The following is a 24,888-nucleotide window of genomic DNA, read 5'->3' as shown; positions in this document are numbered from 1 at the left end:
TCGAGACGACCGGCCTATAACACTCATCTCGATCCTCAGGACAGGTCTGCCGGTGCAGTGAAACGCACCAGCCTCGCGCAGCCGGCGGCCAGCACATCGGCCTCCAGCTCGGCCAGGCCGGCGGTGGGAAAACCGGGCCCCCGGTCGCTGCGCCCTTCCACCAGCAGCCCCGTGAGGGCACCGACCAGTGGCATGTGGCTGACCAGCAGCAACGGCCCGGCACCCTCCTGCTCCAGCAGCCAGTCGACCACCGCCGCGGGTGGGTCGTCGGGCGTGAGGAGCGGCAGGGTCTCGACCTCGCAGCCCAGCGGCTCGCCGACGAGCTGCGCCGTCTGTTGGGCCCGCCGGTAGGGGCTGGCCAGCAGGCGCAGGCCGGCGAGGTCATCGCACCCTGCCAGCCAGGCGGCCAGCCGCGCGACCTCTCTGCGACCCTGGTCGGTCAGCGAGCGCTCGGGATCCGGGCGCCCCGGCCCCGCCTCGCCGTGACGCATGATCAGTAACCGCTCAGCCATCCTGGACTCCGGAGTTTCGGTGGGCCTGCTGCACGTCCTCGCGGGAGAGGATGAACTCCACGTCGCTGCTCTGCTCGCTGAGCATCAGCATGCGCGCCATCTCGCGGGCCGGCACCCCCTCGAACAGCACCTGGTAGAGCCCCTCGGCGAGCGGCATGTAGACGCTGTCCTCGCGCGCCTTGTCGCGCACCAGGCGCACGGTGTTGACCCCCTCGGCCACCTGGCCGAGGGCCTCGACCGCCTCGTCCAGGGTCTTGCCCTCGCCCAGGGCCTGACCCACCCGATAGTTGCGCGACAGGCTCGACGAACAGGTGACGATCAGGTCGCCGACGCCGGCGAGTCCGAGAAAGGTCATGGGGTTGGCCCCCTGGTCCACGGCGAAGCGGCTCATCTCGGCGAGCGCCCGGGTCATCAGCATGCTGCGGGTGTTCTCGCCCATGCCCAGGGCCGCGGCCATGCCGGCGGCGATGGCGTAGATGTTCTTCAGCGCCCCGCCCAGCTCCACGCCATAACGGTCGTTGCTGGCATAGACCCGGAAGTAGTCACAGCCCAGCGCCGTCTGGACCCGGGTGCGGGTCTCGGGGTCGTCGCTGGCGATCACCGTGGCGGTGAGCTGCTTGTCGGCGATCTCCGAGGCCAGGTTGGGCCCCGATATCACGCCGATATGAGGAAAGCCGGTCTCCTCCTCGAGGATCCGGCTCATCAGCTTGAAGCCCTCCTCCTGGATGCCCTTGGTGGTGCTGACCAGGATCTGGCCGGCGTGCAGCCAGGGCCTGGCCTGGCGCACCACGTCACGGAAGGCCTTGGAGGGAATCGCCACCAGCACCAGCTCGGCGCCCTCGAGCACTTCCGCCATCGCCGTGGAGGCGACCACGGCCGGGTTGATGGCGTAGTCGGGGAGATAGCGGCCGTTGCGGTGCTCGCGGTTGATCTGTGCCGCCAGGTCGGGGTCGCGCAGCCACTGGTGCACCTCGGCTCCGTTGTCGGCGGCGATGCTGGCCAGGGCGGTGCCGAAACTGCCGCCGCCGAGCACCGCCACTCGCATGGGTTCGTCTGACATGGTCGCCCCTGAAGGTAGAGGTTGAGGGTGAAGTGTAACGAAAAACGCCCCGTCGAGGGGCGTGCCGTGGTGCAGCGGGAACCCGGGCCGACGATTCGGCCCGGGTGGAACGCCTCAGTCGATCAGGTGCAGCAGCGAGTCGATGCTCGCCCTGGCATCGCCATAGAACATCCGGGTGTTCTCCTTGAAGAATAGCGGGTTCTCGATGCCGGAGTAGCCGGTGCCCTGGCCGCGCTTGGAGACGAAGACGTGCTTGGCCTTCCACACCTCCAGCACCGGCATGCCGGCGATGGGGCTGTTGGGATCCTCCTGGGCGGCCGGGTTGACGATATCGTTGGAGCCGATGACGATCGCCACGTCGGTATTGGGGAAGTCGCCGTTGATCTCGTCCATCTCCAGCACGATGTCGTAGGGCACCCTGGCCTCGGCCAGCAGCACGTTCATGTGGCCCGGCAGGCGGCCGGCCACCGGATGGATGCCGAAGCGCACCTCCTTGCCGGCACTGCGCAGCTTGCGGACCAGCTCGCTGACGGCATTCTGTGCCTGGGCCACGGCCATGCCATAGCCTGGCACGATGATCACGCTGTCGGCGTCGTTCAGTGCCGCCGCCACGCCGCCCGCATCGATGGCTACCTGCTCGCCCTCGATCTCGGCCGCCGGACCGCTGGTGCCGCCGAAGCCCCCGAGGATGACGCTGACGAAGTTGCGATTCATCGCCTTGCACATGATGTAGGAGAGAATCGCACCGGAGGAGCCCACCAGGGCGCCGGTGACGATCAGCAGGTCATTGGAGAGGGTGAAGCCGATGGCCGCCGCCGCCCAGCCCGAATAGCTGTTGAGCATCGACACCACCACCGGCATGTCGGCCCCGCCGATGCCCATGATCAGGTGCCAGCCGATGAAGAACGACAGCGCCGCCAGCACCAGCAGGGTCCAGAAACCGGCCCCCGAGACATAGGCGATGGCCAGCACCAGGCAGAGCACGGCGGCACCGGCGTTGAGCATGTGCCCGCCGGGCAGTTGGCGGGACTTCCCGTCGACCTTGCCGGCCAGCTTGCCGAAGGCGATCACCGAGCCGGTGAAGGTCACCGCGCCGATGAAGATGGCGAACACCACCTCGAGCTGCAGGAACATCAGCTCGTCCGGCGCCTTGGTCGCCACCAGGGCGGCGAAGGCCGAGAACTCCTCGGCGGCCCCCTCGACGGCCTGGACCGCCAGCACCCGGCGCCGTTCCAGGTCGGCGTTCCAGGCCACGAACACCGCGGCCAGACCGACGAAGGAGTGCAACGCCGCCACCAGCTGCGGCATCTCGGTCATGGCGACCCGCTTGGCCACGTGCCAGCCGACCACCGCCCCGACGATCATCATCGGGATCATCCACCAGTAGCCGCCGATCCCCGGCCCGAAGGCGGTGAAGAACACCGCCACGGCCATGCCGATGATGCCGTACCATACGGCGCGCTTGGCCTTTTCCTGATTGCTCAGCCCCCCCAGTGAGAGGATGAACAGCACACTTGCCGCGATCGACGCGGCAGAAACGAATCCTTGCCCCAACATATCTTGTCTCCGCCGCTCAGGATTTCTGGAACATGGCCAGCATCCGGCGTGTCACCAGGAAGCCACCCACGACATTGATGGTCGCGATCAGTACCGAGATCGCCGCCAGTATCACCACGATCCAGCTACCCGAGCCGATCTGCAGGATCGCCCCCAGGATGATGATGCCGGAAATGGCGTTGGTCACCGCCATCAGCGGCGTGTGCAGCGAATGACTCACCCCCCAGATCACCTGGAAACCGACGAAGCAGGCCAGGGCGAAGACGATGAAGTGCTGCATGAAGGAGGCCGGGGCGATCTGGCCCAGCAGCAGCATCAGCGCCCCGCCCACGCCCAGCAGCGTGGCCTGCCGCTTGGTCTGGGCCAGGAAGGTGGCATGCTCGGCGGCTCGCTTCTCCTCCGGCGTCGGCTCCTTCTCCTTGGGCTTGGGCTTGGCCGCGGCGATCGCCTTCACCTTGGGCGGCGGCGGCGGGAAGGTGATCTCGCCCTGGTGCGCCACCGTGGCGCCACGGATCACGTCGTCCTCCATGTCATGCACGATCGTCCCGTCCTTCTCCGGGGTGAGATCGGTGAGCATGTGGCGAACGTTGGTGGCATAGAGCAGCGAGGCCTGGGTGGCCATGCGCGAGGGGAAGTCGGTGTAGCCGACGACGGTCACGCCGTTGTCGGAGACCACCTTCTCGTCGGCGACGGTCAGATCGCAGTTGCCGCCCTTCTCGGCGGCCAGGTCGACGACCACCGAGCCGGGCTTCATGGCCTTGACCATGTCCTCGAGCCACAGCTTGGGGGCGGGCCGGCCCGGAATCAGCGCCGTGGTGATGACGATATCGACGTCCGGCGCCTGTTCGCGGAACAGCGCCAGCTGCTTCTCGCGGAACTCGGGGCTCGAGGGCGCGGCATAGCCGCCCGTCCCGGAACCGTCCTGGGCATCGTCGAAATCGAGAAACAGGAACTCGGCCCCCATGGACTCGATCTGCTCGGCCACCTCGGGGCGCACGTCGAAGGCCCGCACCACAGCCCCCAGGCTGGTGGCGGTACCGATGGCGGAAAGCCCCGCCACCCCCGCGCCGATCACCAGCACCTTGGCCGGCGGCACCTTGCCGGCGGCGGTCACCTGGCCGGTGAAGAAACGCCCGAAGTTGTTGCCCGCCTCGATCACCGCCCGGTAGCCGGCGATGTTGGCCATGCTCGAGAGCGCGTCCATCTTCTGCGCCCGCGAGATCCGCGGCACCATGTCCATGGCAATGACCGTCGCCCCCTGGGCACGGCACTTCTCGAGCAGTGACTCGTTCTGGGCCGGCCAGAAGAAGGCGATCAGCGTCTGCCCCTGGCGCAGGCGACCGGCCTCCTCCTCGGAAGGCTCGCGCACCTTGATGACCACCTCGGCCTCGTTCCAGAGCGCCTCGGCCCCCTCGACGACGGTGACCCCGGCCGCCCGGTAAGCGTCGTCGTCGAAGCCGGCCGCCGCGCCGGCGCCGGCCTCGACGAGACACTCGTGTCCCAGCTTCTGGATCTGCTGCGCGCTCTCGGGGGTCAGCGCGACCCGCGCTTCCCCCCTGGCACTCTCCCTGGGTGCTCCGATCTTCACTCCAACTCCTCCTATTGTCCTTTTGTCGAAAAATCCCGACCGTCACTCATACCCCAGTGAAGGGCGAGGCACAAGGCGAAGCTTGCCCGTCCGGACGAGATGGCGCTGTCCTCGGAACGACGATGCCACCTCTATCGGGGTGGCATCGTCGGCGTCGGTCGTGCAGCAGCGTCAGGCAGTATCGTCGGAGCCGTGACGGCGAATCAAGGGGGCATTGGTACGCAATAGCGCCAGCAGCACGTCACGATAGTCGGCACGCACAGCGTAGTTCTCGAGGGTCGCGATCAGCGCCTCGGGCGTGACGTCTTCGCGGGTTGCCAGTTCGGCGCGGCGGCTGCGCAGCCGCTCGTAGGCCCGATGGGTATTGAGGTTGTGCAGATAGGCCCGCACCGCGTCCTGCACGCTGTCGAAGGCCTGGTAGCGGCGGCCACTGCCCTGCTGACCCAGGCCGCAGCCGTCGCTGAAGCAGCGCATGCCGAACAGGTTGTTGGCCTGGCGGGCGAAACGCGAGGTACCCCAGCCGGACTCTTCCACCGCCTGGATCACCACCATCTCCAGCGGCAGGGTGTCGATGCGGGTCAGCAGGCGCGGGTCGATCCCCTCGCCACGGCAGTCGAGCCGGTAGCTGGCGCACAGTTCTGCCAGACGCTCACGCTCCTGGGCGTCCGGCAGGGCCGGGCGGTCCAGCAGAGCCTGGAGCCACTCCCGCTTGGCCTGGATGCGCGCGTTCTCGGCCTCGACGATGGGCACCAGCATGGAGAGAAAGGCCGCCTTGCGCTTCGGGCCGGCCGGCACGCCGCGCAGGTCCGGCAGCTCCAGCACCGGGTCGTCGAGGGCCGCTGCGGCATCGAAATCGGGCAGCGGCGTGTGCAACTGGGGCTCGGCCAACAGCGGGCTGGTGGCGATGCCGATGGCCAGCAGCAGGATCACGGCCAGGGCGCCGAACCGCCAGCGGGGGTGACTCAAGCGCAGCAGGATACGGGACAAGTGACGCATGGGATCATGCCTCATCGATGAAGATGGGCAATCTTAGCAGCCTTTCGCCGCAGATCCGATATTTTTTTGCACTGCACAAAAACACCCCCGCCGGCATGCAAGGCCGGCGGGGGTTGGTGACCACTCACTGGGGCGGCACGCGAGCGCCGCAGGCTCAGGCCGTCAGCAGGCCATTGAGACGCCGCACGTAGGCGGCCGGATCATCGAGATGCCCCCCTTCGGCGATGATCGCCTGATCGAGCAGCACATGGGCCAGATCGGCGAAGGCATCGCCCTCGGCCGCCTCCAGCCGCTCGACCAGCGGATGCACCGGGTTGAGCTCGAGGATCGGCTTGACCTCGGGAAGCGGCTGGCCGGCGGCCTCCATGATGCGACGCATCTGGTAGCCCATCTCATGTTCCGGCAGTACCACGCAGGCCGGCGAGTCGGTCAGGCGGTGGGTGACCCGGACCTCCTGGGCCTGCTCGCCGAGCGCCTCCTTGACCCGCTTGACCAGCGCCTCCTTGGCCTTGGCGGTCTCCTCCTGGGCCTTCTTCTCCTCCTCGCCCTCGACCTCGCCGAGATCCAGGTCGCCCTTGGCCACGTCGACGAAGCGCTTGCCGTCGAATTCGGTCAGGTGGCTCATCAGCCACTCGTCGATGCGATCGTGCAGCAGCAGGACCTCGATGCCCTTCTTGCGGAAGATCTCGAGATGCGGGCTGCTCTTGGCCGCGTTGAAGCCGTCGGCGACGATATAGTAGATCTTGTCCTGCCCCTCCTTCATGCGCTCGACGTAATCGGCCAGCGACTGGTCCTGGGTGGCACTGTCGGTATGGGTGGTGGAGAAGCGCAGCAGGCCGGCGATCTTGTCGCGGTTGGCGAAGTCCTCCGCCGGGCCCTCCTTGAGCACGCTACCGAAGGTGTTCCAGAACCCCTGGTAGGCTTCCTTGTCCTTGGCCAGCTTGCCGAGCATGTCCAGGGCGCGCTTGGTCAGGGCGCTCTTGATCTTCTCGACCTTGGGATCCTGCTGCAGCAGCTCCCGGGAAACGTTCAGCGACAGGTCGCGGGTATCCAGCACGCCCTTGACGAAGCGCAGGTAGAGCGGCAGGAACTGCTCGGCGTCGTCCATGATGAAGACGCGCTGCACGTAGAGCTTCACGCCCCGAGCCCCGTCGCGCTCATAGAGATCGAAGGGCGCACGGCCCGGCACGTAGAGCAGGCTCACGTACTCGAGCTTGCCCTCGACCTTGTTGTGGCTCCAGGTCAAGGGGTCGGCGAAGTCGTGGGCCACGTGCTTGTAGAAGGCCTTGTACTCGTCGTCGGAGATCTCGCTCTTGGGCCGCACCCAGAGCGCCGTGGCCTCGTTGACCGTCTCCCAGACGGTCTTCTCGCTGCCCTCGACGGGCTTGCCCTCGTCATCCTTGTCGGTCTCGACGCGGGACATGCGCACCGGCACCTCGATGTGGTCGGAGTACTTGCGCACCAGGCTCTTGAGGCGGAAGTCGTCGGCGAACTCCCTGGCATCCGGCTTCAGGTGCAGCACGATCTCGGTGCCGTGCTGCTCGCGTTCGATATCGGCGACGGTGAACTCGCCTTCGCCCTTCGAATGCCACTCCACCCCCTCGGCGACCGGGGTACCGGCCTTGCGCGTGCGCACCGTGACATCGTCGGCGACGATGAAGGAGGAGTAGAAGCCGACGCCGAACTGGCCGATCAGCCTGGCATCCTTCTGCTGCTCGCCGGAGAGCTGCTTGAGGAACTCGGCGGTGCCTGAGCGCGCGATGGTGCCGAGGTTACTGATCACCTCGTCGCGGCTCATGCCGATGCCGTTGTCGCGCACCGTGACGGTCCCCGCCTCCGGGTCGTGCTCGATCTCGATGCGCAGCTCGCTGTCGCCCTCGTACAGGGCGTCGTTGTCCAGCGCCGCATAGCGCAGCTTGTCGCAGGCGTCGGCGCCGTTGGAGATCAGCTCGCGCAGGAAGATCTCCCGGTTGGAGTACAGGGAGTGGATCATCAGATGCAGGAGTTGCTTGACCTCGGTCTGGAAGCCCAGGGTCTCTTCACGAATGGCAGTGGACATGTATCGGGTCCCTCGTCGTGTGCACAGGGCGGCGGTGCCACGGGCACCGCCGGTTACAAGACTGTCGGGAATATGGGGGCCGGGGGACACTTTTCAAGCGTCGGCGTCGCCGGCACTGGACGAGTCGGCCAGCACGAAATGCAGCCTGGCCGTGGCCACCGGCACCGTCTCGTCCTCCTGCCAGGCGGTGACCTGGACATTGGCCATGCGCCGCCCCTCTCGCAGCAGCCGACAGCGGGCATGGGGGGGGCGCTACCCGGGCGGTGCGCAGGTAGTCGATGGAGACGTCGACGATTCGCGGCAGACGCGGGGTGCGGGCGGCAACATTCTTTCACCACACTTTCGCCCCCTCCCCCTACTCAAAATCGCTCCGATGGGCGACGATACGACGAATCGCGTTCCCCTCGGAGGCCCGCCCCATGCGCCACCCTACCCTCGCCCGGCGCGTCGGCTCCCTGCTGACGGCCCTGGCACTGTCGCTCCCCCTGGGAAGCCCCCTGGCCTTTGGCGACGACCGCGCCATGCGCGACGCCCTGGAGGCCGCCCGCAATCAGGAGTGGCAGAAGATCGACCAGACGGCCATCGATGGCCATTTACTCGCCGGCTACGTGGAGTACCACCGTCTGCGCCACCGCCTGCCCCAGGCGGAGCCGGGCCAGGTGCTCGACTTCATCACACGCCACGGTGACTCGCCGCTGGGCGAGTGGATGCGCGGCCAGGCGATCGCCCGCTATGGTCACGCCGGCCGCTTCGGCAGCCTGCTGGCGGTGGCCGACGGCGTGCCCGAGGGCACCGCGCGCCAGTGCTACTACTACACGGCCCTGCTCGGTCGCGACCCCGGCGCCGCGGCCGAGGGTGGCCGCGAGCTGTGGCGGGTCGGCCGCTCGCAGCCGGATGCCTGCGACACCCTGTTCCGGGCCCTGCGCGAACGCGGCGAGATCGGCGAGCGGGAGATCTGGGAGCGCAAGATGCTCGCCTGGGAGGCTGGCGAGACCGGGCTGATGAATTACCTGGGCAGGATGCTGGGCAGCCGCTGGCAGGAGGCGAACGACAGCGTGGAGCGGCTACGGAAGGACTACGCCGCAGTCACCCGGGTGCCCACCTGCATCGGGCCCGGCTGCCAGGGCAGCAGCGCCCTGTTCGCCGCCGCCATGCACGGCTTCACCCGCGCCGATACCGAGGCCGCCTATGAAGCCTGGCGCAAGATCGCCCCCCACCTGGAGCTCGACGAATCCAGTCGTCATGCCATCGAACGCGACCTGGTGTTCTACTCGCTGGTGCGGGACATCCGCCAGAACCGTGGTTGGGTCGACGAGACCCTGGTCGGGATGCCCGACCCCGAGCTGCTCGAGCTGCGGGTGCGTACCGCCCTGGCCGAACGCGACTGGCGAGGCGTCATCGACTGGGTGCACCGCATGCCCGACGAGCCGCGCCAGGACGCCCGCTGGCAATACTGGCTGGGCCGGGCGCTGGAACAGCTCGGCGACACGGCCACCGCAGAGACCGCCTATGCGGCGGCGGCCGGTGGCCGCAGCTTCTTCGGCTTCGCCGCCGCCGACCGCCTGGGCCGCCCCTACGCCCTGAACCTGGAACGCAGCGGCTTCAACGACGCCTTCCGCGAACAGGTCGCCCGCTGGCCGGCCGTGCAGCGCACCGAGGCGCTGATCCGCATCGGCGAACAGGGCCTCGCCAACAGTGAGTGGTATACCGCCGTGGCACGCGCCACGCCCCGGGAGGCCCGCGCCCTGGCCGACTACGCCCAGCGCCGGGGCTGGCACGCCAAGCTGGTGCAGACCACCATCACCGGGCAGATGTGGGATGCCCTGGACTGGCGCTTCCCCGAGGCCTATCGCGAGCACTTCCTGCATTGGGGCCGCCAGACCAGCGTCGATCCCTACCTGCTGATGGGGATCGCCCGCCGCGAGAGTGCCTACAACCCCGATGCGCTCTCGCCGGCCGGCGCTCGTGGCCTGATGCAGATCATGCCGGGCACCGCCACCCAGCTCAGCCGCCAGCTCGGCATCAGCGACCCGGGCCCCTATGGCGTGCTCGACCCGGCACTCAACATCCGCCTCGGCAGCACCTACATTCGCGACATGCTCGACCGCTATCGTGGCAACCGCCTGGCCGCCACCGCCGCCTACAACGCCGGTCCCGGCCGGGTCGACCGCTGGCTGCGCGACGCCCCGGAGGAGTTCGACCTCTTCGTCGAGAGCATTCCCTTCCGCGAGACCCGCAACTACGTCCAGGCGGTGCTCTCCTACCGGGCGATCTTCGAGAGCCTGGCCAACGGCGGCAGCAGCGAGGGCGTGGCGATGCTGAGTCAGGCGGAAAAGTCGGTACGTTACGATCGCTCGCTACTGGCCCGCAACTGAGCTTCGCGCCGCGAGCCTCGGGCTGCGAGCAGCATGATGCAAACAGCAGCCCGTAGCCCGTAGCTCGCGGCAGTATTAGGCCGGAGAGCGCTCCAGCGCCAGCTTGACGCCGAAGGCCACCAGCACCCCGCCGGTCACCGCGTTGAGCCACCTGGCGAAGGTGCGGCTGGCCAGCCAGCGCCCGGCGCTGCCCACCATCGCCACGATCGCGATCTGCCACAGGTTGGCGATCACGAAGTGCACCCCGGCGAGCCACAGCGACTTGATCAGCGCCGGATCCCCCGGGGCGATGAACTGGGGCAGGAAGGCCATGTAGAAGACCACCGTCTTGGGATTGAGCACGTTGGATAGAAAGCCCTCGCGCAGCGGCTGCCATACCGGCACCGCACGGCGCCCGCCGCTGACGCCGGCCACCGGCAGCCCCTGGCCACGCCGGGCGGCGAGCAGGCTGTTCACCCCCAGCCAGACCAGGTAAACGGCACCGGCCAGCTTGAGCAGGCCGAAGGCCCAGGCCGACTGCAACAGGATCAGCGAGATGCCCAGCGCCGAGACGGCGGCATGCACGAAGAGACCGCAGCAGATCGCCAGGCTGGTGAGTACGCCGTCGCGCATCCCCCCACGGGCGGTGTTGCGGATCACCAGCAGGGTGTCGACCCCGGGGCTCATGGTCAGCAGGGTGATCGCCACCAGGAAGGGCCAGAAGTGTGCATCGAGAAACATGAAAGGACTCGCCACAAGAGTTCAAGAAAGGCGACCGGCGGGTGCTGGACGCCTAGAGGGTTTCCATCTACAGTGAGCTTGCGGGCGGTTGCAACGGTTCCCCCGGCGACAGCCCGGTTGACGCAATCGGGGTGCCGGTGCACCATCCGCGGCGTTGGCCAGCAAGTAAAAAGTCGTCAGCTGTACTTCGATTCCTTCGATATACCCAGTGCGCACTTCTTCCTTGTCTTGCCCACGCACTTGGGGCGCTCGATACGACATCGCGTGCCCGGCACGATCATTACAGTATGTTAAGGAAATCGACAATGGCAACTGGCACTGTCAAGTGGTTCAACGATACCAAGGGCTACGGCTTCATCTCTCCCGACGACGGCGGCGATGACCTGTTCGCGCACTTCTCCGAAATCCAGGCTGAAGGCTTCAAGACCCTGCAGGATGGCCAGAAGGTCACCTTCGAGGTCACTCAGGGCAAGAAGGGCCTTCAGGCCTCCAACATCCGGATCGCCAACTAAGGGCATGCTCCCTCAGATCCGGTGTTGAAGCCGGTTGCCGACCCCGTCTGACGACGACATCGGCAGTCGCGCACTGCAAGCCCGGAAACAGGAAGGCCCACCACGCGGTGGGCCTTTTTCTGGCTCTGCGCAGGGGCGACCGCCCGCCGGCTCACTCCTCGACCTCCATGGGTTCGAGCTCGATGCGCTCCTGCTCCATCTCCTCGAACTGCTCCTCCAGGCGGCGCTGGGCCTCCTCGAAGCGGCGCTCCTGCTCCTCGATGATGGCGTCGATGTCGCTGCTGGTCGGCTCACCGACCTGGGCCGCCTCGTCGTCCAGGCGGGTCTCATCGCGCTCCTCGAGGGGGTCGCGGGACGGCTCCAGGTCGACCGGGTCGTCCATGGGCTCGAACTCGGGGGCCTCCTGCTCGACCTCCTCGAACTGCTCGTCGATGCGGCGGCTGGCCTCCTCGAAGCGGCGCTCCTGCTCCTCGATGATGGCGTCGACCTCCTCGCGGGTCGTCTCCCCGGGCAGGGCCGCGTCGTCTCCCAGGCCGCTGTCGGGTGATTCGCCGAGAGTCTCGGCATCGGCATCGACCTCGCCGTTCGGTGCCGGTTCGCCGTCGATCCCCTCCTCGGCGGGAGGCGGTGCCTCGGCCGCCGCGGGCTCATCATCGCTCATCTCGGCGGTCGGCTCCTGTGCCTCCTGTGTCTCGGTCTCGGCGGGGGCGGGCTCGTCGTCGCCGTTGCCGCAACCGGCCAGCCCCAGGGCAAGCGCCAGGACGGCCAGTAGGGGCATCAAGGGTTTCATTGTCATCCGCTTTCTCCTGACGAAAAGAACGACATTGCACCAGAGCGATGCCGCCCCCGCAAGGCGGGCCCGGGTTTCAGGTGGCGAACAGTTGGCCGGCAATGTCACGGAAGGCCTTGAATTCGATAGCATTACCACTGGGGTCGCGGAAGAACATGGTGGCCTGCTCGCCGGGTTCGCCGCGAAAGCGGATATAGGGCTCGATCTCGAAGCGCACCCCGGCCGCGGTGAGGCGGTCGACCAGGGCTTCCCAATCGGCCATTTCCAGTACTACCCCGAAGTGTGGCACCGGTACGCCGTGGCCGTCCACGGGGTTGCGGTGATCGTCGATGCCCCGCTCGCCCAGGGCCGGGTTCAGGTGACAGACGAACTGGTGGCCGTAGAGGTTGAAGTCGATCCAGGTATCACTGGAACGGCCCTCCGGGCATCCCAGCAATTCGCCATAGAAGCGTCTCGCCTCGTTGAGATCTCGTACCTGCACGGCGAGATGAAACGGAGTAAGCATCGTGAAGCCTCCAGAGTGTCATGGCCGATCACGTCCATCATGCCGCGGCCCGGGCCGGCTGGCCAGCCGGTTCGGGTCCGGCAGCGGGCACCCGAGGGTCCAGGCCACGGCTTGCAGCAGCTCCGCCTCCTCGGGCTCGACCCGTCCGTCGTGCACCACGCAGCGGGTCATGGCTTCCAGCAGCGACACCCGCTCGCCCTGGACCAGTCGCACCAGCCGCGCCATGGCCCAGTCCAGCTCCGTCGCCGTGGCCGGTTCGGGCAGGTAGTCCAACGAGACATCCAGGTCGACGGCGACCCGATCGAGGGCCTCCCGGGCCTCGGCCCCGTCGCCCTGCCCCGCCATCGCCAGGGTCGAGAGCAGCAGCGAGAGAGGAGCGCCCAGGTCGACCAGGTGGCGATCGCGCCGGGCGCGGCGCTCGCCCTCGACGCCCTGGACGACCAACCGGTGCAGCACCCACTGCAGTGCACCGGGGCGGGTCTCGATCGCCATCAGCCGATCGAGGCAGGCACGAAAACGGGCGTACTGGGCCACGGACAGCTGGCGCAGCACCGGTAGCGCCAGCTCGATCAGTGACAAGCGATGGCCGGGGGCGAGGCGCGCCAGGGGCTCGGCGAGCCGGTCCAGTTCGACGAGGACCTCGGGCAGCGCCTGGCTGGCCAGGGCGAGGCGCTGGTCCTCGTGGCTCTCCGGGTCGGCGCCCATCAGGATGCCGTAGACCAGCGCCCGGGCGGCAAAAGGCTCATGGGCGGCCTCGAGCAGGCGCGTGTCGAGCTCGGCGAGCTGCTGGCGGGCCCGGGCGATGTCCACGGCATCGGGCCGACCGATGCTGGCCACCACGGCGCTGGCCAGTGCCGTGCCGGTCAGCGTCCGGGAGGCCGGTGCCGGTTCGGCCTCGGGTGGTGTCGCCGGGTGCGGCTTCGGCGAGGGCAGGCTACCGTCCCAGTCGGGCAGCACCCGGCGGATGCGCTGTTCCAGCGGCGGATGGGTCGAGGTGAGCCGGCTCATGGCCCCTACCCCACGACCGAAGTAGAGATGGCTGAACTCCTCGGCATTGGCGGCCCCCAGGCGCGAGCCGGCCGCATGGGCGGCGAGCTTCTTCAGCGCTCCGCCGATGCCGTCGGGATTGCGGGTGTACTGCACGGCGCTGGCATCGGCGAGAAACTCGCGCTGGCGACTCACCGCCGCCTTGATCAGCTTGCCGCACAGGGTACCGGCATAGCCCACCACCATCAGCGCGGCCCCCAGCCCGAGCACCGCGGCATGGCCCCCGCGTCGCCGCGAACGCCCCCGGCCGCCCAATGCCGCCCCACGCAGCAGCATATGGCCGATCAGGCCGATGACCAGGATGCCGTGGAGCAGCGCCACCAGGCGCAGGTTGAGGCGCATGTCGCCGTGCAGGATATGGCTGAACTCGTGGGCGATCACGCCCTGCAGCTCGTCACGGTCGAGGGTCTCGATGGCACCGCGGGTAACCCCGATGGCGGCATCATGGGGGGCATGGCCGGCGGCGAAGGCATTGATGGCTGGATCCTCGAGCAGGTAGACCGCCGGCACCGGCATACCGGAGGCGATGGCCATCTCCTCCACCACGTTGAGCAGCTTGCGCTCGTCGTCGTCGCGGGTTTCCAGGTTGAGCGGTCGCCCACCCAGCGCCTCGGCCACCGCCGGGCCGCCGGCCCGCAGCTGAAGGTGGCGTCCCAGGCTACCGAGGGTCACCACCAGGACCACCGCCACGGCCACGCCGCCCAGCAGGCGGGGGTCCAGGGCGCGGGCCAGGGAGTCGCTGCCGGTCTGACCATCGAACAACACCACCGCCAGGGCCACCACCACGGTCGCGACGACGATCAATGCCACCACGGCCAGCAGCAGCAGTCCGACCAGACGGCCGGTGAGGCGGCGGGCACGATCCTGGGCCTCGAAGAAATCCATGCAACCGCCCGCCTCAGAAGCTCACACGGGGAGCGGCCTGGATCTCGGCACTGTCCTCGAACTCCAGCAGGGCGGCGTCCTGCTGATGGCCGAAGGGTCCGGCCAGCAGCACCGGGGGGAAACTCTGCTTGTAGGTGTTGTACTGCATCACCGCGTCGTTGAACGCCTGACGGGCGAAGGCGACCCGGTTCTCGGTGCTGGTGAGGGTCTCGCTGAGCTGGCGCATGTTCTCCGAGGCCTTGAGGTCGGGATACGCCTCCATCACCACGTTGAGCCGACCCAGTGCGGCCCCCAGCGCCCCCTCGGCCCCGGCCAGTTCAGCCATGGCGCCGGGCTCGCCGGGCCGGGCGGCGGCGGCCTGGAGTCCCGCCAGGGCCCCATTGCGTGCCTCGGTCACCGCCTGCAGGGTCTCTCGCTCATGGCTCATGTAGGCCTTCGCCGTCTCCACCAGGTTGGGAATCAGGTCATAGCGACGCTTGAGCTGTACCTCGATCTGGGCGAAGGCATTGCCGTAGCGGTTCTTCAGCGTCACCAGGCGGTTGTAGATGGCCACGCCATAGGCCAGCAACACGCCCGCTGCCACCAGCAGCACCAGCACCATGATTGTCGAGAGTCCCATTGTCGGCTCCTTGATATACGGGACGGCACCGCCGGTGTCATGACCCAGGTCAAGGTCGTGTCCGCCGCCGACTCATGCCGCGATGCAGAGGTTGATGATATATTGATGCCGCCCCGACCGGGTGCGTCTCGCCTCCTAGGCTAGCAGGATGGCGAGCGAGGGTCGCCATCGGGAGTGTTCGACGGATCATCCAGGGAGCCGAACTTGGCCGAGCAACTCCGGGACTTTGCCCACGCCCTTCTCCACGCCCTGCGCAACCTGATGCCGATCATCATCGTGGTGGTCGCCTTCCAGGCACTGCTCCTGCGCCAGTGGCCCGAGGGCGGCCTGGGCATGGCGGTGGGCCTGTTGATCGTCGCCTTGGGCGTGGCACTCTTCCTCCAGGGCCTCGAGCTCAGCATCTTCCCGGTGGGCAAGCGCCTCGCCAACCAGTTTGCCCGCCGCGGCTCGATGCCGATCCTGATGCTGTTCGGCTTCGCCATCGGCTTCTCGGCGGTGGTCGCCGAGCCGGCGCTGATCGCCGTGGCCGAGCAGGCGGCGATGATCAGCGAGGGGCGCATCGACGCCCTCACCCTGCGCCTGATCGTCGCCACCTCGGTGGGCCTGGTGATGGCCCTCGGGGTGTTCCGGGTGATCCTGGGCCATCCCCTGCACTGGTACATGATCGTCGGCTACGTGCTGGTGGTGCTGGTGACCTTCTTCGCCCCGGAGGAGATCGTGGGGCTCGCCTATGACTCCGGCGGGGTGACCACCAATATCGTCACCGTCCCGCTGATCGCCGCGCTGGGCATCGGCCTGGCGGCTTCCATCCGCGGGCGCAACCCGCTGATCGACGGCTTCGGCCTGGTGGCGCTGGCGGTGATGGTGCCGATGATCAGCGTGCAGCTCTACGGCATCCTGGTCTACGGCGACCCGAGCGACGTGGCGAACGGCGCCGGGCTGGTGCTCGCCCAGGCCGGTACCGAGTCGCCCTCCGGCCTGCTGGCACTGGTGCTCGACCTGTTCGGCATGCTGCGCGACGTGCTGCCGATCCTGCTGGTGGTCCTGTTCTTCCAGTACGCCGTGCTCAGGCGTTCGCTGGCGGAACCGCTCCGGGTGGGCATCGGTTTCGCCCTGGTGATCGTCGGGCTCTACGCCTTCGTGGTGGGCCTCAAGCTCGGCCTCTTCCCCATCGGCCAGCGCATGGCCGAGCAGCTGATCGCCTTCGACGGCTGGCTGTGGGTCTACCTGTTCGCCTTCTGCATCGGCTTCGCCACCACCATGGCCGAACCGGCGCTGATCGCCGTGGGCCAGCAGGCCGAAGAAGCCGCGGCGGGCAAGATCCAGGGCAACGTGATCCGCCTCCTGGTCGCCCTCGGCGTGGCCATCGGCATCACCATCGGCGTGCACCGGATCATCAGTGGCGATTCCATCCATCACTACATCATCGGCGGCTACCTGCTGGTGATCCTGCTGACGGCGCTGGCCCCCCGCTATATCGTGGCGCTCGCCTTCGATCTCGGCGGCGTGACCACCTCCGAGGTGACGGTGCCGCTGGTGACGGCACTGGGCATCGGCCTGGCGAGCCAGATCGAGGGCCGCAACGTGCTGATCGACGGCTTCGGGCTGATCGCCTTCGCCTCGATCTTTCCTATCGTGACCGTGATGAGCTATGCCATTCTGATGGAAAGAGTGGCGAAACTTAGAGGCAAGACGACATGAAGTTTTCCCTGCTGGTCGCCATCGTCCCCGAGGATCTCGAGCAGGAGTGCATCGATGCCGCCACCGAGGCGGGCGCGGTGGGCATGACCCTGATGACGGGACGCGGTATCGGCGGCGAACGCAAGAAGACCTTCTTCGGGCTGACCTTCGAGGGCAGTCAGAGCATCATGCTGCTGACGCTGGAGAAGAGCCTGTCGCTCAAGGTGCTCAAGGCGATCCGGCATGTCATCAACCCCTCCGGCGACGACTCCAAGGGCCTGGTCATGACGCTGCCCGTGGAGCATCTCGGCGGGATCGACATGACACAGGTCAAACGCTTCGAGGAACGGCTCAGGCACGAGGTCTGACCCCCGGTGCTGAAGGTCCCCACCATAGACGGAGAAACACGATGCTGGTCAAGGACATCATGATGCGCGACGTGGTGACGGTATCCCCCTTCGCCACCCTGCGCGACGCCCTGGGGCTGATGAAGCGGCACAATCTCAAGTGCCTGGTGGTGGAGCAGCAGGATCCCCATGACGCCTGGGGGCTGATCACCTACACCAATATCCTCAAGACCATCGTCGCCGAGAACGGTGACATCGACCTGATCAACGTCTATGACGTCTGCGCCAAGCCCGCCATCGGCGTCGGCGAGTCGCTGGACGTGCGCCACGTGGCCAGCCTGATGACCGACAGCGTGGTCAAGCGGGTCCTGGTGCTCGACGACAACCGGCTGGTCGGCCTGGTGACCATGGACGACATCGTCGGCACCGTGCTCGACCTGATCGAATGAGGCGCCCGCTCCTCCGACATGGCTGACTTCTTCACCTGGCTCGGCGGCGCGCTGGGCGACCTCATCCGCTTCGTCGTCGACCTGCTGACCGGCTTCTTCGCCAACCTCGACGACTCGGCCCGCGGCTTCCTGCGCGGCCTCTCCGAGTCGCTCGGCATTGCCCCCTCGCTGATCAGCCTGCTGGTGCTGATCGTCGGCCTGTGGCTGCTGTGGAAGGGGCTGGCCGCCCTGCTGCGCCGCGCCTTCGTCGTCGCCCTAATCTGGCTCGTGCTTGGCGTTACTGTGCTGAGCTGGCTGATCAATTGATTGGGCGGCGCTACGCTTTGTCTGAAAACTGCCTGCGCTCGGTCATACGGCGTTAAAAATCGGCTCAAAGTACTCATTTACACCGCGTAAACTCCGTCTTTTCACCGATTTTTGCCTTGTCTGACCATCGCTCGACGACTTTTCGGACAAAGCTTAGGCGAGGGCCTTTTCGACCACCTCATATACATTCGGCGAGAGTTCCTCGGCGCGGATGCGCTCGAGCTCGCCCTTCATGAGCTCCTGGCGGGTCTCGTCGAAGCGCTGCCAGCGGGTCAGCGGGGTGATGAGGCGTGCGGCGATCTCCGGGTTGAGCCGGTTGAGCTCGATCACCACGTCGGCGAGCAGCCGGTAGCCCTCGCCGTCCAGGCGGTGGAAGTTGACCCGGTTCTGGTTGGCGAAGGCGCCGATCAGGGCGCGCACCTTGTTGGGATTCTTCAGCGAGAAGGCCGGGTGCGCCATCAGGAACTTCACCCGATCGAGCGCGTCCGGCTGGGGGCGGGTGACCTGGATGCTGAACCACTGGTCCATGACCAGGGAGTCGTGGGCCCATTTCTCGCCGAAGGCCTTGAGCGCTGGCTCGGCGATGTCGTCCCGGCTGCTGTGCGTCAGCAGGGTCAGGGCGTGCCGCACATCGGTCATGTTGTGGTCGGCCGCGAACTGCGCGCGGGCCAGCTCGATCCCCTCCTCGTCCTCGATCGCCATCAGGTAGGAGAGCGCCACGTTCTTCAGGCTGCGGTCGGCGATCTGCCCCGGCTGCGGGGCATAGGAGGCGTCGGAGCGGTTCGCCTCGTAGAGACGCAGGAAGTCGTCGCGCAGGGCCAGCGCCAGGGACTGCTGGACGAAGTCGCGGGCGGCATGGATGGCATCCACGTCCACCAGCGGTTGCTGCTCGGCGATATAGGCCTCGGAGGGCAGGGTCAGCATTTCGGCCAGCACCGCCTTGTCGTCGGGATCATGGGTGAGCAGTCCGCGGAAGGCCTCGACCACCCGCGGGTCCATCACCTTCTCCACCCCGTTGCGGTGGGCGGCGATCAGGTCGTCGAGCGCCAGCAGGGCGAGACGCTGGCCGGCGTCCCAGCGATTGAAGCCGTCCGAATCGTGCTGCAGCAGGAAGGCCAGGTCCTCGCGACCATAGGGGAAGCGCAGGTTGACCGGCGCCGAGAAGCCGCGCAGCAGTGAGGGCACCGGCGCCTCGGAGACATCGGTGAACACGAACTCCTGCTCTGCCTCGCGCAGGTGGATGACGGCGTCACTGCCCAGCGCCTCGCCGTCGAGAGTGATGGGCAGGTCGCGACCGGACTTGGTGCCCACCAGCCCCAGGCGGATCGGGATGTGCAGGGCATGCTTCTCCACCTGATCGGGGGTGGCCGGGGTGCGCTGGCGCAGGATCAGCCGGTACTCGCAACTGGCGTAGTCATACTCGCCATGGGCATCGATCTCCGGCGTGCCGGCCTGGGAGTACCAGAGCATGAACCGGGAGAGATCCTGGCCCGAGACCTCGCTCATGCAGCCGACGAAGTCCTCGATGGTCACCGCCTGGCCGTCGAAGCGCTCGAAGTAGAGGTCGGCGCCACGGCGGAAGGTCTCCCAGCCCAGGAGGTTGCAGAGCATGCGCACGATCTCGGCGCCCTTCTCGTAGATGGTCAGGGTGTAGAAGTTGCCGATCTCGATATAGTGATCCGGGCGCACCGGATGGGCGGTGGGGCCGGCGTCCTCGGCGAACTGGGCGGTGCGGAAGAAGGAGACGTCCTCGATGCGCTTGACCGGCGCCGAGTTGGTGTCGGCGCTGAAGCACTGGTCGCGGAAGACCGTGAAGCCCTCCTTGAGGGAGAGCTGGAACCAGTCGCGACAGGTCACCCGGTTGCCCGACCAGTTGTGAAAATACTCGTGGGCGACGATGCCCTCGACCCGCTGGAAGGCGGCGTCGGTGGCGGTATGCGGGTGGGTCAGCACCGCCGCCGAGTTGAAGATGTTGAGCCCCTTGTTCTCCATGGCGCCCATGTTGAAGTCGTTGACCGCGACGATCATGAACAGGTCAAGGTCGTACTCGCGGCCGTAGGTCGCCTCGTCCCAGGCCATGGCGCGCTTCAACGAGGCCATGGCGTGGTCGGTCTTGCCGAGGTTCTCCTCCTCGACCCAGATCTGCAGGGTCACTTCGCGGCCGCTCATGGTAGTGAAGGCGTCCTCGACCTTCTTCAGGTCGCCGGCCACCAGGGCGAACAGGTAGCAGGGCTTGGGGTGCGGGTCTTCCCAGGTGACGAAGTGACGATCGTCGGGCAGCGTGCCGCGCTCCACCGGGTTGCCGTTGGAGAGCAGTACCGGTTCGCGCTGCGCATCGCCGATCACCGTGGTGGAGAAGGTCGCCATCACGTCCGGGCGGTCGGGGTAGAAGGTGATGCGCCGGAATCCCTCGGCCTCGCACTGGGTGCAGTACATGCCGTTCGACTGGTAGAGCCCCTCGAGGGCGGTGTTCTCTTGCGGCGCGATCTCCACCTCGGTGTCGAGCAGGAAGGCCTCCGGCACCTGGTGCACGATCAGGCCGCTCGCGGTGAGGGTGTACTCGTCCTCGCCCAGCGGCTGCCCGTCGATGGCGATGGCCTTGAGCGCGAGCTGCTCGCCGTCGAGTTCGAGCGCCTCGCCGGGTTCACGCTCGGGGTGGCGCTCCAGGTGCAGACGCGCCTTGACCCGCGTGGCGACGGGGTCGAGATCGAACGTCAGCTCGGTGCGGGTCACGCGGTAGGCGGGAGGGCGGTAGTCGCTTAGATAGGTCGGCAGCGGTTCGGACATCGAGGTGGCTCCTGTCTGGAATTGCCGGCCATTGTACGGCCCCCCGCCCCCCCACCTCAAAGCACGATCGAGACGATGGAGCCGGCGCGTCAGGAAGCGACGACGGGTTCCGGCCGGGTAACGATCCACACGCCGAGCAGGAAGAGCCCGGCGATCAGGGCAAACTTCAGCCACGGCAGGCTAACGGTGAAGGCCAGCACCAGCACCGAGACGGCCAGCATGCCGGCGGCCAGCCACTTGGCGTGGCGGGGAATGGCGCGCTCACCCTCCCAGGCCACCACCGCCGGGCCGAAACGCGGATGCCCGCGAATCCAGCCGGCGAAGCGCGGCGAACCACGCGAGGCGGCCCACACCGCCAGCAGCATGAAACAGGTGGTGGGCATGAGCGGCAAGAAGACCCCGATCACGCCGAGCGCGAAGCTGGTCCCGGCGATGACGATGAACATGACACGCTTGAGCGATGACATCTGGCATTCCCTCTCCCCGACACCCTCATTGAAGCCCAACCGGCGCCGCGGAGCCAATCGCGATGCCCTATGGCAGGGGGAGGGACGGCCTATCGACCCCCGCGCAGCGGTACCCCCGTGGCCCGTGAAAGCGTGGGCCCGCTCAGCGGCGGGCCCGTGACGGGAAGCGAACGCTCAGCTCTGGATGGGAATCTCGCGGCGCGCTGTCTTCGCCTCCGGGGAGCGCGGGACGGTGACGTTCAGTACCCCCTTGGCGAAGGTGGCCTTGATCTCCTCGGCCCGGGCGTCACCCGGCAGGTCCAGCACCCGACGGAAACTGCCGTAGGAGCGTTCGATGCGCTGGTAGCGCTCCTCCTTGGTGGTACTCTCCTGGCGCTTCTCGCCCTCGATCACCAGGCGGTGGTCATCCAGGCTCAGCTTGACGTCCTTCTCCTCGACGCCGGGCACCTCGACGCTGATCTCGTAGCGGTCATCGTGCTCGGCGATATCGAGGCGCGGACGCAGCAGCGCCGGCATGTCACCGAAGTGGCTCTCCAGCGATGGCAGGCCGAACTGGCGCATCATGCCGTCCATCCAGCGATCGAGCTCCTGATGCATGCTCGTCAATGGCGCCAGCTCGCCGCGGCGCGGCTCCACGGCCCCTGCCGGAGCATCGTGGCTCTCGCTCTTGAACCAGTTCCAGGGAGAGAATTTCTGCAGGTTCATCTGCCACACCTCCTTTCTCGTTTGTCGAAGATGCTCCACAGCACGAACTCCGCCATTCGGCATCATCAGAATTGGTGGCAGCGGGGCACTTTTCAAGAGCCATCAAGGGGCGTCATGACCTGGATCAAGAGCGGCCCGGGGCCCGCCCGGGCGAGGCGCCTGGACACCCGGCATCAATCGCGGAAGTTGTCGAACTGCAGGGGAAGATCGGGGCCCTCCTCCCCCCTCAGCAGGGCCATCACCGCCTGCAGGTCGTCACGCTTCTTGCCGGTCACGCGGACCTTCTCGCCCTGGATCTGGGCCTGGACCTTGAGCTTGCTCTCCTTGATCCGCTTGACGATCTCCTTGGCCTCCTTCTGGTCGAGCCCCTGCTTGAGCACCGCCTCCTGGCGGGCCCGCACTCCGGAGAGCACGGGATCCTTCACCTCCATGCAGCGGGCATCGATGCCGCGCGCGATCAGCTTGTTGCGCAACACGTCGAGCATCTGCTTGAGCTGGAAATCGACCTCGGCCTCGAGCGAGACGGTCTCGCTGTCGAGCTCGAAGCTCGCGGTGACGCCCTTGAAGTCGAAGCGCGACTGGATCTCCCGGTTGGCCTGGTCCACGGCGTTGCTGGCTTCGTGCTTGTCGAACTCGGAGACGATATCGAAGGAGGGCATGGAACTATCCTGGTAGCCGATGAAGAGGAAAGACTGATTCTATCAGCCCTCGCGCTATACCGCGGCCTCGACGGCCGGCGTCAGGACCTTGACCATCTGCCAACCGGCGCAGCCGTCCTCATAGTAGTCCTCGAGCCAGCTCTCCAGGCGAAAGCCCAGGCGTCGGTAGAGCCCCAGCGCCACCCGGTTGTCGGCACGCACCTCGAGGCCCAGCAGCTCGGCCCCCCGCACCAACGCGGCCTGCTCCAGCGCCTCGACCAGGCGACGGCCCAGTCCCTGGCCACGCGCCTCGGGATGCACGCAGAAGGAGTAGAGTCGCGCGCGCCGACTGCCGCGGCGAAACAGCAGGGTACCATAGGCCAGCAGTCGGCCTTCCTCTCCCCCGCGTTCGCCGACCAGTGTCAGGGCATGAGCACGGTTGAGCAGGTGCCAGAGTTGGCGGCGACTGAAGCGGTCGCCGACGAAGGCCAGCTGCTCCAGTCGATAGAGGTCGTCCAGGTCCTGGGGGCGGGCCTGGCGCAGGGTCATGGTCATCTCATGCCTCCAGAAGTCACGGGCATGATTGTGAGTATGCTCGATACGCCTGTCAGCGCCCGGGACCATGAAATCTTTTCACCCGCCCGGCGCCTTGTCGATGACCGGGCTCAAGGGCATGCTGGCATCGTTCCGACGGCCCCATGCCGTCCCCTGCCTGGCTGGAGCTCCCCATGTGTCCCCTGCGCATCGTCGTCGACCGCCTGGATGACTGGCAACCCTACTATCCCTCCGAGGACCTGATCAGCGCCGACGACTTCCTGGCCCAGGATCGCCGCCACCGTGATGCCGACGACCGGGACCGCACCACCCACGTGATCAATCTGAGCAGCGAGCTGGACTACCTGGGCACCGGCTACTATGTCTCGCTGCTGGCCCAGGCCCGCGGCCAGCGAGTGCTGCCGACGGTGGAGACGCTCAACGAGCTGTCGCGCAAGGCGCTGATCGACCTGCAGCTCGACACCCTCGCCCCGCTGCTCGGCGACCTGGCCAGGCAGGGATCACTGGCCGGCGACGGCCTGACCCTGCGGGTACTGTTCGGCGAATGCCTCGAGCCCCGACTGGCCCGGCTCGCCCGCAAGCTGTTCGAACGCCTGCCCTGCCCGCTGCTCGAGGCTCGCCTGGTGCGCCGCCATGACCTCTGGCGGCTCGCGCGGCTCAGGCCGATTCGGCTGCGCGACCTCGCCACCGAGGAGCAGGACCTCTTCGCCATGGCGCTCAACCGCCACTCGCGCAAGGTGTGGCGAACCCCCAAGGCGCGCCGGCGCTATCGCTTCGACCTGGCGATCCTGGTCGACCCGAACGAGGCCCTGCCGCCCAGCAACCGTAGCGCCCTGAAGGCCTTCATCCGGGCCGGCCGGCGGCTCGGTATCGACGTCTCGCTGATCACCCGCCGCGATGCCGGCCGCCTGGCCGAGTTCGACGGCCTGTTCATCCGCGAGACCACGGCGCTGGACCACCATACCTACCGCCTGGCCCGGCAGGCGGAACACGAGGGTCTGGTGGTGATCGATGCCCCCCGCGACATCCTGCGCTGTACCAACAAGGTCTACCTGCATGCCCTGTTGCGTGCCCGGGGCGTGCCGGCACCGGAGGGGGCCCTGCTCAAGCGTCACGATCGCCGGCCGCTGGCCGAGCGGATCGCCGGCCTGAATTTCCCCCTGGTACTCAAGGTGCCGGACGGCTCCTTCTCCCGGGGCGTGGTCAAGGTCGAGTCGCCGATGCAGCTCGAGCGCGAGGCCGCACGCCTGTTTGACGCCTCGGCCCTGCTGCTGCTTCAGGAATGGCTGCCCACCGACTACGACTGGCGCATCGGCGTGCTCGACGGCCAAGTGCTGTTCGCCAGTCGCTACTACATGGCCCGCGGCCACTGGCAGATCTATGACCACTCCGGCCCGCGAGTGAAGAGCGGCGGCTTCACCACCCACGACCCGGCCGAAGTCCCGGCGGAAGTGCTCAAGGCCGCCCTCAAGGCCACTCGCCTGATCGGCGACGGCTTCTACGGGGTGGACCTCAAGCAGGCCGGCGGGCGGGTAGTGGTGATCGAGGTCAACGACAACCCCAACGTGGATGCCGGCATCGAGGACGCGGTACTCGGCCGCACGCTCTACGAGAGGATCATGGGGGTCTTCCTCGCCCGCATGGAGGCCCGGGTACGCGAGAGTTCCTGAGCAGCGTCACCACGGCGGACGGTCCCGCGCGTCGGGCGTAGCCTCGCCCCCTGGAAAGT

General features: G+C 67.4%; 24 protein-coding genes. 7 read left to right on the top strand and 17 right to left on the bottom strand.

Annotated elements, in window-relative coordinates; all coding sequences use genetic code 11:
- Positions 1 to 35: 35 nt before the first annotated feature.
- From sixA to AC5W54_RS11760, 7 genes are all read right to left on the bottom strand, one after another.
- On the bottom strand, positions 36 to 512 hold the full coding sequence (gene sixA, locus AC5W54_RS11790) for a phosphohistidine phosphatase SixA (RefSeq protein ID WP_495962285.1): 477 nt from the start codon (positions 510 to 512) through the stop codon (positions 36 to 38).
- The gene (locus AC5W54_RS11785) at positions 505 to 1,572 is read right to left on the bottom strand and encodes an NAD(P)H-dependent glycerol-3-phosphate dehydrogenase (protein ID WP_495962284.1); all 1,068 of its coding nucleotides are present in this window, start codon (positions 1,570 to 1,572) and stop codon (positions 505 to 507) included. Before AC5W54_RS11785 ends, sixA begins: the two co-directional genes overlap by 8 nt.
- A gap of 114 nt (positions 1,573 to 1,686) precedes the next feature.
- Complete coding sequence (locus AC5W54_RS11780; protein WP_495962283.1) at positions 1,687 to 3,129, bottom strand: NAD(P)(+) transhydrogenase (Re/Si-specific) subunit beta; 1,443 nt, start codon at positions 3,127 to 3,129, stop codon at positions 1,687 to 1,689.
- 16 nt (positions 3,130 to 3,145) lie between these two features.
- Positions 3,146 to 4,717, bottom strand: a complete 1,572-nt coding sequence (locus AC5W54_RS11775; protein ID WP_495962282.1) for a Re/Si-specific NAD(P)(+) transhydrogenase subunit alpha — start codon at positions 4,715 to 4,717, stop codon at positions 3,146 to 3,148.
- Between the two features lie 171 nt (positions 4,718 to 4,888).
- Complete coding sequence (locus tag AC5W54_RS11770) at positions 4,889 to 5,713, bottom strand: glucosaminidase domain-containing protein (RefSeq protein ID WP_495962281.1); 825 nt, start codon at positions 5,711 to 5,713, stop codon at positions 4,889 to 4,891.
- Between the two features lie 154 nt (positions 5,714 to 5,867).
- Positions 5,868 to 7,772 (bottom strand): molecular chaperone HtpG, encoded by a 1,905-nt coding sequence (htpG, locus tag AC5W54_RS11765; RefSeq protein WP_495962280.1) that lies wholly within the window; start codon positions 7,770 to 7,772, stop codon positions 5,868 to 5,870.
- 93 nt (positions 7,773 to 7,865) lie between these two features.
- On the bottom strand, positions 7,866 to 7,979 hold the full coding sequence (locus tag AC5W54_RS11760; protein WP_495962279.1) for a hypothetical protein: 114 nt from the start codon (positions 7,977 to 7,979) through the stop codon (positions 7,866 to 7,868).
- A 212-nt stretch (positions 7,980 to 8,191) separates the two neighbouring features.
- Here AC5W54_RS11760 and AC5W54_RS11755 point away from each other — a divergent pair, with 212 nt between their 5' ends.
- A complete protein-coding gene (locus tag AC5W54_RS11755) occupies positions 8,192 to 10,147 on the top strand; it encodes a transglycosylase SLT domain-containing protein (RefSeq protein ID WP_495962278.1) in 1,956 nt (651 codons plus the stop codon).
- 75 nt (positions 10,148 to 10,222) lie between these two features.
- Here the strand turns inward: AC5W54_RS11755 and AC5W54_RS11750 are convergent, their stop codons facing one another.
- Entirely contained in the window at positions 10,223 to 10,867 is a 645-nt protein-coding gene (locus AC5W54_RS11750; protein ID WP_495962277.1) for a LysE family translocator, read from the bottom strand.
- Positions 10,868 to 11,172: 305 nt separating this feature from the next.
- Here AC5W54_RS11750 and AC5W54_RS11745 point away from each other — a divergent pair, with 305 nt between their 5' ends.
- Positions 11,173 to 11,379, top strand: a complete 207-nt coding sequence (locus tag AC5W54_RS11745) for a cold-shock protein (protein ID WP_010627343.1) — start codon at positions 11,173 to 11,175, stop codon at positions 11,377 to 11,379.
- Between the two features lie 151 nt (positions 11,380 to 11,530).
- Here AC5W54_RS11745 and AC5W54_RS11740 read toward each other — a convergent pair whose 3' ends face one another.
- The 4 genes from AC5W54_RS11740 to AC5W54_RS11725 all read right to left on the bottom strand — a co-directional run bounded on the left by AC5W54_RS11740 (position 11,531) and on the right by AC5W54_RS11725 (position 15,207).
- Complete coding sequence (locus AC5W54_RS11740; RefSeq protein ID WP_495962276.1) at positions 11,531 to 12,175, bottom strand: hypothetical protein; 645 nt, start codon at positions 12,173 to 12,175, stop codon at positions 11,531 to 11,533.
- Between the two features lie 70 nt (positions 12,176 to 12,245).
- Entirely contained in the window at positions 12,246 to 12,674 is a 429-nt protein-coding gene (locus tag AC5W54_RS11735; protein WP_495962275.1) for a VOC family protein, read from the bottom strand.
- An 18-nt stretch (positions 12,675 to 12,692) separates the two neighbouring features.
- Positions 12,693 to 14,606, bottom strand: coding sequence for a M48 family metallopeptidase (locus AC5W54_RS11730; RefSeq protein WP_495962274.1), 1,914 nt, complete (start codon positions 14,604 to 14,606; stop codon positions 12,693 to 12,695).
- A gap of 13 nt (positions 14,607 to 14,619) precedes the next feature.
- Positions 14,620 to 15,207 carry a LemA family protein gene (locus AC5W54_RS11725; protein ID WP_495962320.1) on the bottom strand — a complete coding sequence of 196 codons (588 nt, stop codon included), beginning with the start codon at positions 15,205 to 15,207 and terminating at the stop codon, positions 14,620 to 14,622.
- Between the two features lie 222 nt (positions 15,208 to 15,429).
- Here AC5W54_RS11725 and AC5W54_RS11720 point away from each other — a divergent pair, with 222 nt between their 5' ends.
- Genes AC5W54_RS11720 through AC5W54_RS11705 form a run of 4 tightly spaced genes read left to right on the top strand, consistent with a single transcriptional unit; the run spans position 15,430 to position 18,007 of the window.
- Positions 15,430 to 16,926 carry a DUF1538 domain-containing protein gene (locus AC5W54_RS11720; RefSeq protein WP_495962273.1) on the top strand — a complete coding sequence of 499 codons (1,497 nt, stop codon included), beginning with the start codon at positions 15,430 to 15,432 and terminating at the stop codon, positions 16,924 to 16,926.
- A complete protein-coding gene (locus tag AC5W54_RS11715) occupies positions 16,923 to 17,273 on the top strand; it encodes a P-II family nitrogen regulator (RefSeq protein ID WP_495962272.1) in 351 nt (116 codons plus the stop codon). The genes AC5W54_RS11720 and AC5W54_RS11715 overlap by 4 nt, the downstream gene beginning before the upstream one ends.
- Positions 17,274 to 17,314: 41 nt before the next feature.
- Complete coding sequence (locus AC5W54_RS11710) at positions 17,315 to 17,701, top strand: CBS domain-containing protein (RefSeq protein ID WP_102627644.1); 387 nt, start codon at positions 17,315 to 17,317, stop codon at positions 17,699 to 17,701.
- 18 nt (positions 17,702 to 17,719) lie between these two features.
- On the top strand, positions 17,720 to 18,007 hold the full coding sequence (locus AC5W54_RS11705; RefSeq protein ID WP_495962271.1) for a hypothetical protein: 288 nt from the start codon (positions 17,720 to 17,722) through the stop codon (positions 18,005 to 18,007).
- Between the two features lie 153 nt (positions 18,008 to 18,160).
- Here the strand turns inward: AC5W54_RS11705 and pepN are convergent, their stop codons facing one another.
- The 5 genes from pepN to AC5W54_RS11680 form a co-directional block, all read right to left on the bottom strand.
- The gene (pepN, locus tag AC5W54_RS11700; RefSeq protein WP_495962270.1) at positions 18,161 to 20,794 is read right to left on the bottom strand and encodes an aminopeptidase N; all 2,634 of its coding nucleotides are present in this window, start codon (positions 20,792 to 20,794) and stop codon (positions 18,161 to 18,163) included.
- An 89-nt stretch (positions 20,795 to 20,883) separates the two neighbouring features.
- The gene (locus AC5W54_RS11695; protein ID WP_495962269.1) at positions 20,884 to 21,261 is read right to left on the bottom strand and encodes a YbaN family protein; all 378 of its coding nucleotides are present in this window, start codon (positions 21,259 to 21,261) and stop codon (positions 20,884 to 20,886) included.
- A 174-nt stretch (positions 21,262 to 21,435) separates the two neighbouring features.
- The gene (locus AC5W54_RS11690; protein WP_495962268.1) at positions 21,436 to 21,966 is read right to left on the bottom strand and encodes an Hsp20/alpha crystallin family protein; all 531 of its coding nucleotides are present in this window, start codon (positions 21,964 to 21,966) and stop codon (positions 21,436 to 21,438) included.
- A gap of 173 nt (positions 21,967 to 22,139) precedes the next feature.
- A complete protein-coding gene (locus AC5W54_RS11685) occupies positions 22,140 to 22,625 on the bottom strand; it encodes a YajQ family cyclic di-GMP-binding protein (RefSeq protein WP_495962267.1) in 486 nt (161 codons plus the stop codon).
- Between the two features lie 54 nt (positions 22,626 to 22,679).
- Positions 22,680 to 23,159: a GNAT family N-acetyltransferase gene (locus AC5W54_RS11680; RefSeq protein WP_495962266.1), complete on the bottom strand. Its 480-nt coding sequence runs from the start codon at positions 23,157 to 23,159 to the stop codon at positions 22,680 to 22,682.
- Between the two features lie 173 nt (positions 23,160 to 23,332).
- Here AC5W54_RS11680 and AC5W54_RS11675 point away from each other — a divergent pair, with 173 nt between their 5' ends.
- Positions 23,333 to 24,829 (top strand): RimK family ATP-grasp domain-containing protein, encoded by a 1,497-nt coding sequence (locus AC5W54_RS11675; protein WP_495962265.1) that lies wholly within the window; start codon positions 23,333 to 23,335, stop codon positions 24,827 to 24,829.
- Positions 24,830 to 24,888 lie beyond the last annotated feature (59 nt).

Source organism: Halomonas sp. LMYGS-3, assembly GCF_059509875.1.
The sequence above is the reverse complement of the archived record's forward strand: the minus strand, read 5'-3'. Positions and strand labels throughout refer to the sequence as shown.

Coding starts and splice junctions, on each gene's coding strand:
- sixA (WP_495962285.1), bottom strand. CDS start 512: ATGGCTGAGCGGTTACTGATCATGCGTCACGGCGAGGCGGGGCCGGGG.
- AC5W54_RS11785 (WP_495962284.1), bottom strand. CDS start 1,572: ATGTCAGACGAACCCATGCGAGTGGCGGTGCTCGGCGGCGGCAGTTTC.
- AC5W54_RS11780 (WP_495962283.1), bottom strand. CDS start 3,129: ATGTTGGGGCAAGGATTCGTTTCTGCCGCGTCGATCGCGGCAAGTGTG.
- AC5W54_RS11770 (WP_495962281.1), bottom strand. CDS start 5,713: ATGCGTCACTTGTCCCGTATCCTGCTGCGCTTGAGTCACCCCCGCTGG.
- htpG (WP_495962280.1), bottom strand. CDS start 7,772: ATGTCCACTGCCATTCGTGAAGAGACCCTGGGCTTCCAGACCGAGGTC.
- AC5W54_RS11760 (WP_495962279.1), bottom strand. CDS start 7,979: ATGGCCAATGTCCAGGTCACCGCCTGGCAGGAGGACGAGACGGTGCCG.
- AC5W54_RS11755 (WP_495962278.1), top strand. CDS start 8,192: ATGCGCCACCCTACCCTCGCCCGGCGCGTCGGCTCCCTGCTGACGGCC.
- AC5W54_RS11750 (WP_495962277.1), bottom strand. CDS start 10,867: ATGTTTCTCGATGCACACTTCTGGCCCTTCCTGGTGGCGATCACCCTG.
- AC5W54_RS11745 (WP_010627343.1), top strand. CDS start 11,173: ATGGCAACTGGCACTGTCAAGTGGTTCAACGATACCAAGGGCTACGGC.
- AC5W54_RS11740 (WP_495962276.1), bottom strand. CDS start 12,175: ATGACAATGAAACCCTTGATGCCCCTACTGGCCGTCCTGGCGCTTGCC.
- AC5W54_RS11735 (WP_495962275.1), bottom strand. CDS start 12,674: ATGCTTACTCCGTTTCATCTCGCCGTGCAGGTACGAGATCTCAACGAG.
- AC5W54_RS11730 (WP_495962274.1), bottom strand. CDS start 14,606: ATGGATTTCTTCGAGGCCCAGGATCGTGCCCGCCGCCTCACCGGCCGT.
- AC5W54_RS11725 (WP_495962320.1), bottom strand. CDS start 15,207: ATGGTGCTGGTGCTGCTGGTGGCAGCGGGCGTGTTGCTGGCCTATGGC.
- AC5W54_RS11715 (WP_495962272.1), top strand. CDS start 16,923: ATGAAGTTTTCCCTGCTGGTCGCCATCGTCCCCGAGGATCTCGAGCAG.
- AC5W54_RS11710 (WP_102627644.1), top strand. CDS start 17,315: ATGCTGGTCAAGGACATCATGATGCGCGACGTGGTGACGGTATCCCCC.
- AC5W54_RS11705 (WP_495962271.1), top strand. CDS start 17,720: ATGGCTGACTTCTTCACCTGGCTCGGCGGCGCGCTGGGCGACCTCATC.
- pepN (WP_495962270.1), bottom strand. CDS start 20,794: ATGTCCGAACCGCTGCCGACCTATCTAAGCGACTACCGCCCTCCCGCC.
- AC5W54_RS11695 (WP_495962269.1), bottom strand. CDS start 21,261: ATGTCATCGCTCAAGCGTGTCATGTTCATCGTCATCGCCGGGACCAGC.
- AC5W54_RS11690 (WP_495962268.1), bottom strand. CDS start 21,966: ATGAACCTGCAGAAATTCTCTCCCTGGAACTGGTTCAAGAGCGAGAGC.
- AC5W54_RS11685 (WP_495962267.1), bottom strand. CDS start 22,625: ATGCCCTCCTTCGATATCGTCTCCGAGTTCGACAAGCACGAAGCCAGC.
- AC5W54_RS11680 (WP_495962266.1), bottom strand. CDS start 23,159: ATGACCATGACCCTGCGCCAGGCCCGCCCCCAGGACCTGGACGACCTC.
- AC5W54_RS11675 (WP_495962265.1), top strand. CDS start 23,333: ATGTGTCCCCTGCGCATCGTCGTCGACCGCCTGGATGACTGGCAACCC.